Annotated in this window: 10 protein-coding genes; 2 read left to right on the top strand and 8 right to left on the bottom strand. The window is 65.6% G+C overall.

Features of this window, described 5'->3' with window-relative positions; genetic code table 11:
• Nucleotides 1-869 (top strand): glycosyltransferase family 2 protein (locus VIM95_RS02300; protein WP_331982550.1); only part of this gene is annotated, 869 nt, incomplete at its 5' end.
• Nucleotides 866-1879, top strand: a complete 1014-nt coding sequence (locus VIM95_RS02295; RefSeq protein WP_331982548.1) for a glycosyltransferase family 2 protein — start codon at nt 866-868, stop codon at nt 1877-1879. The genes VIM95_RS02300 and VIM95_RS02295, both read left to right, overlap by 4 nt.
• A 42-nt stretch (nt 1880-1921) precedes the next feature.
• Here the strand turns inward: VIM95_RS02295 and rfaQ are convergent, their stop codons facing one another.
• The 8 genes from rfaQ to VIM95_RS02255 form a co-directional block, all read right to left on the bottom strand.
• Nucleotides 1922-3004 carry a putative lipopolysaccharide heptosyltransferase III gene (gene rfaQ, locus VIM95_RS02290; protein ID WP_331982546.1) on the bottom strand — a complete coding sequence of 361 codons (1083 nt, stop codon included), beginning with the start codon at nt 3002-3004 and terminating at the stop codon, nt 1922-1924.
• The gene (gene ptsP / locus VIM95_RS02285) at nt 3001-4734 is read right to left on the bottom strand and encodes a phosphoenolpyruvate--protein phosphotransferase (RefSeq protein WP_331982544.1); all 1734 of its coding nucleotides are present in this window, start codon (nt 4732-4734) and stop codon (nt 3001-3003) included. The genes rfaQ and ptsP overlap by 4 nt, the downstream gene beginning before the upstream one ends.
• Nucleotides 4735-4819: 85 nt before the next feature.
• Nucleotides 4820-5089 (bottom strand): HPr family phosphocarrier protein, encoded by a 270-nt coding sequence (locus tag VIM95_RS02280; protein ID WP_331982542.1) that lies wholly within the window; start codon nt 5087-5089, stop codon nt 4820-4822.
• A gap of 13 nt (nt 5090-5102) precedes the next feature.
• On the bottom strand, nt 5103-5504 hold the full coding sequence (locus VIM95_RS02275) for a PTS fructose transporter subunit IIA (protein WP_331982540.1): 402 nt from the start codon (nt 5502-5504) through the stop codon (nt 5103-5105).
• 173 nt (nt 5505-5677) lie between these two features.
• Nucleotides 5678-6619, bottom strand: a complete 942-nt coding sequence (gshB, locus tag VIM95_RS02270) for a glutathione synthase (protein ID WP_331982538.1) — start codon at nt 6617-6619, stop codon at nt 5678-5680.
• An 84-nt stretch (nt 6620-6703) separates the two neighbouring features.
• A complete protein-coding gene (locus tag VIM95_RS02265; RefSeq protein ID WP_331982536.1) occupies nt 6704-7528 on the bottom strand; it encodes an HDOD domain-containing protein in 825 nt (274 codons plus the stop codon).
• A 162-nt stretch (nt 7529-7690) separates the two neighbouring features.
• Nucleotides 7691-8152, bottom strand: a complete 462-nt coding sequence (locus VIM95_RS02260; protein ID WP_331982534.1) for a DUF4399 domain-containing protein — start codon at nt 8150-8152, stop codon at nt 7691-7693.
• 275 nt (nt 8153-8427) lie between these two features.
• Complete coding sequence (locus VIM95_RS02255) at nt 8428-8574, bottom strand: glutamate--cysteine ligase (RefSeq protein ID WP_331982552.1); 147 nt, start codon at nt 8572-8574, stop codon at nt 8428-8430.
• Between the last annotated feature and the right edge of the window lies 1 nt (nt 8575).

Raw genomic sequence — 8575 nt, 5'->3', positions numbered from 1 at the left:
GATCACCTTGCTGGCAGCTGCCCTGCTACGCTGAAGCCACTACCCGACCGAGAACAAGCATGAAGTACAGCATCATCATCCCGGTGCTCAACCAGCTCCACTACACCCAGCAGTGCGTCGAATCCCTGCTGGCCAATGGCGTAAAGGCCGAGAGCATATTGATCATTGACAATGGCAGCAGCGACGAAACGCCCGCCTGGCTGGCCGCCAACCCGCAATACGCTTCCATCCGCAACGTGGTGAACCTCGGTTGCGGTGGCGCCTGGACCCAGGGTGCACTGCACTGGGACAGCGAATGGGTAGTGCTGCTCAACAACGATATCGTGATGGGCCACAACGCCATCGAGGCGAGCATCGCCCGCGCCGAACAGCTGGGCGTGGAGGTGGTGAGTACCGCCCTGATCGAAGGTGAGCTGGACTACGACCTCAAGAGCTTTAGCGCCGACTATGTGCAGAAGATGGCCGGCCAGCAACGCGCCGACTTCTTCCACGGCGTGTGCTTCGCGGTCAAACGCGAGGTGTTCCACCGCATCGGCTTCCTCGATACCGACCGGGCGCTGTTCGGCCGCGAGGACACCGAGTTTCTGTTCCGCTGCCAGCGCAATGGCGTGAAGATGGCGACGGTGGGCGAGGCGGTCATGCACCACTTCGGCTCCATCACCCAGAAAGCCATGAAGCTGGAAGCCGGCGTGACCGAGTTTGGCGACCACCGCTACCTCTACCGCAAGCTGGGGCTCTCCTGGTGGGGCCGGCAGGCCTACAAGCGCATCCGCCGCAACCGCGAACGGCAATGGCGCGCCCAGGAGCTGGCGGCCACCGGCATGACCCTGCACATGGACCGCCGCGGCGGGCAGTGGATCTACCGTTGAGCGAGTCCTCTTCCGAGCGGCCGCTGGCCAGCCTGCTGCTGATCGCCTACCGGCAAGCCGACAGCATAGAAGACGCGATTGCCGGCGCACTGGCGCAGACCTATAGCCCGCTGGAGATCGTGCTCTCCGACGACGCCTCGCCGGACGATACCTATGCCCGTATGCAGGCCGCGGTGGCCGGCTATACCGGGCCGCACCGCATCGTCCTCAATCGCAACCCCAGCAATATGGGCATAGGCGCCCATATCGACCATGTGGCGCGGCTGAGCCACGGGGAAATGCTGTTCGTGGCGGCCGGTGACGATATCTCGCTGCCGACGCGCGTCGAGCGGGTGATGGCGGCCTGGGAAGACTCGGGCCGCCAGCTGGACCTGATCGCCAGCGCACTGGTGGATATCGACGAGCAGGGCAGGGAGCATGAGCGTATCTGCCCCGACCAGTTGGCCGCCTACCGCAATGCCGCCGACTGGCTGGCCAAGCCGCCCTATGTGATCGGCGCGGCGCAAGCTTGGACGCGACGGCTGTTCGACCGCTTTGGCGGTCTGCCGCGAGGGGTGATGTTTGAGGACCTGGTGATGGTGTTCCGTGCCATTGTGGCCGGCGGGGCACGTACCCTCGATGCACCGCTGGTGCGCTATCGGCGCGGCGGCTTCTCGGCCAAGCAGCGCAGCCTCTCGGCCGAGGACGTGAGCCGGCGGCTCTTGCGTGGTGCGCGCAGCGCCTTGATCGAGATCCCCTTGCTGTGGGATGCGGCGCGCCAGAGCGGACAGGCTGCGGCGGTGGATACAGCTTTCAAAGCCAAGCTACAACGCGAGCAGTACATCCACGACATCCTGCTGGCCGAGGGTCTGGGCAAGAAGCTGGGTCTGTTCCTGGGCGCCCGAGGCGTGCCCATGGCGATCCGCGTACGGCTATTGGCCTATGCGGCCTTCCCCTGGCTCTTGGCACCCTGGTTCGCCGCCAAGCGCTGGCGGGCGCGCCGCAAGGCGGCCAGGCAGGCAAACCAATAGAAAAGGCCGGCTATGCCGGCCTTTTTATTTGGCGAACCCCGCTCAAGCCAGGGCGATCGGCCGGCCGACCTCAATCGACAACTCACGGATGGCGCGCAATGCCGGCTCGACCGGCAGGTTGACCAGGCAGTCGCTGACCCGGCCATCGCCGCAACCGGCGCGGAAGCAGGGCCGGCAACCGTATTCCGGGCTGGCGACCACGCGGTGCGGCACCATCCAGGGCGCCCATTTGTTCTCGCCGGTAGGGCCAAAGATGGCGACCGTGGGGGTGCCGAGCGCCGCGGCCATATGCATGGGGGCGGAATCAAGGCCGAACCAGAGCTTGGCGTCGGCGATCAGGGCGCCGAGCTGCTTGAGGTTGAGCTGGCCGGTGAAGTCCACCACCGGGCGTTCCAGCAGCTTCTTGATGGCCTCGACCATCTCGACTTCTTCCGGGTCCTTGGTGGCGGTCAGGATGACCTTCTCGCCAGCCGCGGTCAGGGCGTTGATGACGGTGGCCATCTTCTCCGCCGACCAGGCCTTGAACATCCAGCGCGAGGTGGGGTGCACATGCACATAGCCGCCCGGCGCCAGGCCGTGGCTGGCCAGCAGGGCGCGGGCGCTATCCACCGCAGTCTGGTCCAGCGCAAGGCTGAGCCGGCGCGACTCCGGCACCGGCTGCACGCCGATGCGGCGTACCGCGTCCAGGTGCACCTCGACCATATGGCGCTCGCCCTGCAGCTCAAAGTAGAGATGGGTGAAACTCTTGCGCCAGAAGCGGTCGGTCAGCGCCTCGGGCGCGACCGAGACGCGCGGCTTGAGCAACCGGGTCAGCCAGGCACCGCGGCGGCGCTTGGTAAGGTGGACGATCAGGTCGTAGTCGCGCTGCTTGAGGGTGCGCAGCAAACGCCACTCGGTCTTGATCCAGCCCCATAGCCCAAAGGCACGGTGGCCGTTGCGGACGATGCCGTGCAGCTGCGAGAGGTTGGGGTGGCCGGCGATCATGGGCTTGGTTTCGTCGAACACCAGCGCATCCACTTCGATGCCGGCCGCGGCCAGGGTGCTGACGACCGGGCTGGTGAGCAGCACGTCGCCATGGTGCTGCAGCTTGATGACCAGGGCGCGGCGGTAGGGAGGCTGGCTCACGCGACGACCCCGCTCAGCAGGACACGGACCGAATCGGCGTCCGGGGCGGCTTCAATATCGCGGGCCAGCGGGGCGAGCTGGGTCAGGTCGCTCTTGAGGATGATCTGTTTCACGTTCAACAATTGGGCAGGGTGCATGGAGAAGCGGCGCAGGCCCAGGGCCAGCAGTAGCCGGGTCAGGCGCACGTCGCCGGCCATCTCGCCGCAGACCGAGACCGGCACGCCGGCCTGGTCGGCAGTACGGATCACATGGCCGATCAGCTGCAGCACCGCGGGGTGGAAGGGGTCGTAGAGGTGGCTGACGCTGTCGTCGCCGCGGTCCACGGCCAGGGTGTACTGGATCAGGTCGTTGGTGCCGATGGAGATGAAGTCGAGCTTCTTGAGCAGGTGGCCGACCGTCAGCGCCGCACCAGGCACCTCGATCATGCCGCCCACTTCCACATCATTGGCAAAGGGCACGCCGTCGTCGCGCAGGTCCTCCTTGGCCTGCTCCACATGGAACAGGACCTGGTTGACCTCGGCCAGGCTGGCCAGCATGGGCACCAGCAGCTTGAGCTTGCCGTGCTGGCCGGCACGCAGGAGCGCGCGCAGCTGGGTGCGGAACAGGTGCGGCTCGGCCAGGCACAGGCGTACGCCGGTCATGCCCAGCGCCGGGTTGGGGGCCGAGGTGGTTTCCTCGTCGGCCCAACGCGGCATCTTGTCACGGCCCAGGTCTATGGTGCGGATAGTGACCGGTTGGCCCTTCATACCCTCGACCACGGCCTTGTAGGCCAGATACTGCTCTTCCTCGTCGGGCAGGTCGTCGCGGCCCAGGAAGAGGAATTCCGAACGATACAGGCCCACGCCCATGGCACCATTGCCCATGGCCTGTTCGACGTCGGCCGGGGTCTCGATATTGGCCTGCAACTCGATGGCGGTGCCGTCGCGGGTGACCGCGGCGGTACGCTTGATGCTCTGCAGCTTCTTGCGCTCGGCCGCCAGCGCCACCTGGCGTTTGCGGTACTCGGCAAGGATGGTCTCGCTCGGGTCGATGATGGCGACCCCGGCGGTACCGTCGATGATCAGCGTCTCATCCTCGCGGATCAGCTGGCGGGCATGGTGCAGCGCCAGTACCGAGGGGATGTCGAGACTACGGGCCAGGATGGCGGTATGCGAGGTCGGCCCGCCGACGTCGGTCAGGAAGGCGGCAAAGTCGGCCTCCTTGAACAGCACCATATCGGCCGGCGAGAGGTCATGGGCGACCAGGATGCGTTCCTTGCTGTCGTCCGGCGGCACATAGTGGCCGCCGCCCTGGCCGGCCAGGGCCTTGAACAACCGCTCGACCACCTGGATCACGTCGTTGCGGCGCTCGCGCAGGTACTCTTCCTCGATCTCGTCGAACTGCGCCAGCAGCCGGTCCTGCTGCAGCTTGAGCGCCCATTCTGCGTTGCAGCTCTGCTCCAGGATGATGTCGCGCGGCTCGCGGCTGATGGTGTGATCGTTGAGCAGCATGACGTGCAGGCTCAGGAAGGCACCGAGCTCGGTCGGGGCGTTCTCGGGAATGCTGCCCCAGAGCTGTTCCAGCTCCTTGCGGGTCAGGCGTACGGCTGCATCGAAGCGGGCGATCTCGGCCGGCACTTCGGCGGCAGTAATTTCGTAGTGGGCGACCTCAAGGTCGGTATGGCTCAGCAGGTGGGCGCGACCGATGGCGATACCGCCCCCGATGCCGATGCCATGTAGCGTGATGGTCATGGCCTAGGCTCCTCCAGCCTGTGGCGAGACACGGCGCGGACCATCGTCATGGCAAGGGCGAGATGGTCCATGGCGGTCCCGATTCTTATTCGGACTCGTCGAAACGGTTGGCGATCAGCTCGACCAGGGCGCCCATGGCGGCCTCTTCGTCCTCGCCACTGATATCGATGGTGATACGACTGCCCTTGGCGGCAGCCAGCATCATCACGCCCATGATGCTCTTGGCGTTGACGCGCTTGCCGTTGCGGCTCAGCCACACTTCGCTCTTGAAGCGGCTGGCGAGCTGGGTGAGCTTGCTCGAAGCACGAGCATGCAAGCCCAGCTTGTTGATGATCTCGACTTCCTGTTGGGCCATATGCGTATTCCGGTTATGCCTGGGCGGCGGGCGGCAGCATGTACATCACGCCTTCCAGCCCGCCGGTGACGGCTTTGCTGACCACGATATCCAAGGGTTCGTGGCTGTAGTTGAGGGTACGGACCAGCATGGGCAGGTTGACGCCGGCCACGGCTTCGACCCGGCCTGGCTCGATCAGACGGTAGGCGACATTGGACGGGGTGCCGCCGTAGATGTCCGACAACACAAGGACACCCGCGCCGGTGTCGAGTTCGCGCAGCAGGCTGCGTGCCCGCTCCTGCACCACGTCCGGGTCGTCCGAACGGTAGACCGGGAGGTAGCGCAGCTGCGGCAGGGGGCGGCCAAGTACGTGGGCCGCGCATTCAGCCAGGCTTTCGCCCAGGCCATAGTGCGTGACCAGCAGGATTCCAACCATGATGAGGCTCAAACTATGCGTTGGTACCGATTCTATCAGCGAGCCGGCACGGCGCGAAAAGCCGCTGCACGGGCGTACTGCAATGCGTTGTAAGTGACTTCAACTCCGGCCTATACACCCGCCCGCCGACGGGGAACCTTGCTACGCTCGACAGCACACCTAACTACCTACACTCAGACGACAGCCGCTTCCAGCGCGTCGATGAACAGCGCCGGGACATTGATGCCGGATTGCTCGGTGATTTCCTGGAAACAGGTCGGGCTGGTGACGTTGACCTCGGTCAGCTTGTCGCCGATCACATCGAGGCCGACCAGCAGCAAACCTTCTGCCACCAGGCGTGGGCCCAACGACTCGGCGATGGTGCGGTCGGCCTCGCTCAAGGGGCGGGCCACGCCGGTGCCGCCGGCTGCCAGGTTGCCACGGGTCTCGCCGGCCTTGGGGATGCGCGCCAGGCACCAGTCCACCGGCTTGCCGCCGATCAAGAGCACGCGCTTGTCACCGTCCTTGATGGCCGGCAGGTAGCGTTGCGCCATCAGGGTGACGCTGCCATTGCGGGTCTGGCTCTCCAGGATGGAGCCGATATTGGGGTCCTCCGGCCGCAACCGGAAGATGCCGGTGCCGCCCATGCCGTCGAGCGGCTTGAGCACCACGTCGCCCTGCTCGGCCAGGAAGGCACGGATATCGTCCTCGCGGCTGCTGACGAGCGTAGGGGCGGTGAACTCGGGGAAGCGCAGGATGGCCAGCTTCTCGTTGTAGTCGCGCAGCGCGCGGGGCTTGTTGAAGACCCGCGCACCCTGCCGCTCGGCATGTTCGAGCAGATGGGTGGCGTACAGGTATTCGCTGTCGAAGGGTGGGTCCTTGCGCATCAGCACGGCGTCGAAGCTGGCCAGCTCGCGGCGCTCGGCCGGGGCGGCGCGGAACCAGTCATGCGCGTCGCCGGTGAGGGTGATGGCGGAGGTATCAGCCACCACCCGGCCGGCCTCCACCCGCATATGCCGCTGCTCGAAGGCATGGATGACATGGCCGCGGCGGGCGGCCTCGCGCATCATGGCAAAGGTGGAGTCCTTATAGGTCTTGAAGCTGGCGAGCGGGTCGGCAAGAAAGGCTATCTGCATGGTGGACCAGGGTCTGAAGACATGAAAAGGGGGCTCGCGCCCCCGCTTGGGTTGGACGGTGATGGTACTGCGACCGGCGGCGCGCTACAGCAGTTCCTCCAGGCCCTCGCAGGAGGCGCGGGCCTTGTCGAGTTCGCCGATCATGACACCGGGGTCGATCTCGAGCTTGGCCAGGAGCTTGGCCGGCAACATCTCGGCGATATCGCCGTTGGTCAGTTGGGCGTCGAACTGTGCGACCAACAGATTGGACAGCGCCACCACCCCGGCATAGGGTTCGAACTGCTCGTGCGCGGCCGGGTTTTGATGCTGCGCAATGGCACGCTGGATCTCGGCCGGGAACTGCCAGCGGCGGGCCAGTTCGCCACCAACGGCTGCGAGGTCCACCCCCAGCACCATGTTCTCGACCTGGGCGCGGTCGGTACCGGCCACCACCATGCGGTCTATCTTGGCCATCTCGCCGGGAGCGGCAATATGGATCAGCAATTCGCCGATATTGTGGAGCAGGCCGCAGGTATAGGCGGTGTTGCCATCGAGCTTGGCGAGCTTGGCCGCCCAGCGCGACAGATTGCCGGTCTTGAAGCTCTTGAGCCAGAAGACCTTGCGATCGAAACCGGGGCTGTCGACCTGCATGCCGGACATGCCGGACGAGACCACCAGGAGGCGCAGGTTGTCGAAGCCCAGCCGCACCACCGCGTCGTCTATGCTCTTGACTCCCTTGCCGCCGCTCATCTTGGCGCTATTGGCCAGCCGCAGCACCTTGGCCGAGAGCACCTGGTCGTGTGAGACCTGCTCGACCACCTGGTCCACATTGGTTTCGGACTTCTCGAAGCTGGCCAGCAGCTCCTGAACGACCTTGGGCACCATGGGCAAACGACCGGCGGCCTTGTCGAAGATCTCTTCCAGCGTCATGACAACACTCCTGTAGCAGGCTGCCGCGAGGGCAGGGTGGGGGGCACCGGCGCGGTACAGTCTGCGCGGCGACTGGTAAGAACCACCCCGGGATGGGGCGGCCACGCTTAAGCATAGAACCCTATCGCGCGGCGGCCAGTACCGCTTGCCGCCCAGCCGTGCTTACTCGCTCTGATGCTTGATAAGACCAGTCTCCGGCGACTTGACCACGATCTTGACCGTGGCGGCGAGCTGCGGACCGTAGGACATATGGGCACCATCGGCGAACTGCATGGTCAGGGTGTGCTCACCCGGCGGCAGGGTCAGGGTGGTCTCGGTCTGCGCCTTGCCGTAGTGGATGTGGTGCTCGCTGAAGGGCACGATCTCGCCCTTGGGGATGGGCGCGGTATCGATCAAGAGATGGTGGTGGCCGGTCTTGCGGTCAAAGATATCCTCCCCGGCCTTGCGCACATCCATGACCTTGAGGCCGAACTTGACCTTGAAGGTCGGCGGCACCACGTCGCCATCCTTGAGGCCGATGAAATAAACCTGCGCCCCCTGGGGGTAACCATCACCGGGAGCCGGGGTGGCGTGGGCCGCCAGGGGCAGCAAGGCCGCAAGCAGCAGCGGGCGCCAAAAGGCCATGGAGTCTCTCCTCTTTATGGTTGGAACCCGCTTTATATATAAAAATCGTGAAGGCCGCTGCCTTGCCCCAACCCCTGCTAGCCACAAGAGGGGCAAGCGACGAGTGCGCCCATCGGAGCAACCACGAGCGTAGCGAGGTCCCCCCGCCGGCGGGCGGGGGCGGAGGGGGCAGGGACTAAATCAGGGGGAGCGGCCGCTTCAGGTTTCACTTACGACTAGCGCCCGGGTCTCCCGGGCGCCCGCACTGACCGTGACAGCCACTCACTACATCTACATTAAGCGGCGACCGAAAACTCCGCCGCCGGCTCCGTCACCTCGACCTCGCGCGAGGCGGCCAGGAGCGCCAAGCGGGCCACCACGCCATAGGCGTAGAAGCGGTTGGGTGCGCAGTCCGGGCTGCCGTCGCAGTCCGGGGTGGACAGC

Origin of the sequence: Chitinimonas sp., from assembly GCF_036568685.1 — a bacterium.
Classification (GTDB): domain Bacteria; phylum Pseudomonadota; class Gammaproteobacteria; order Burkholderiales; family Chitinimonadaceae; genus Chitinimonas.
Note: the sequence above shows the minus strand (reverse complement) of the source record. Positions and strands in the feature narration are given on the sequence as shown.

Excerpts from the sequence above, each read along its gene's own strand:
- ptsP (WP_331982544.1), bottom strand. The coding sequence starts at position 4,734 with ATGACCATCACGCTACATGGCATCGGCATCGGGGGCGGTATCGCCATC.
- VIM95_RS02260 (WP_331982534.1), bottom strand. The coding sequence starts at position 8,152 with ATGGCCTTTTGGCGCCCGCTGCTGCTTGCGGCCTTGCTGCCCCTGGCG.
- gshB (WP_331982538.1), bottom strand. The coding sequence starts at position 6,619 with ATGCAGATAGCCTTTCTTGCCGACCCGCTCGCCAGCTTCAAGACCTAT.
- VIM95_RS02280 (WP_331982542.1), bottom strand. The coding sequence starts at position 5,089 with ATGGCCCAACAGGAAGTCGAGATCATCAACAAGCTGGGCTTGCATGCT.
- VIM95_RS02275 (WP_331982540.1), bottom strand. The coding sequence starts at position 5,504 with ATGGTTGGAATCCTGCTGGTCACGCACTATGGCCTGGGCGAAAGCCTG.
- VIM95_RS02265 (WP_331982536.1), bottom strand. The coding sequence starts at position 7,528 with ATGACGCTGGAAGAGATCTTCGACAAGGCCGCCGGTCGTTTGCCCATG.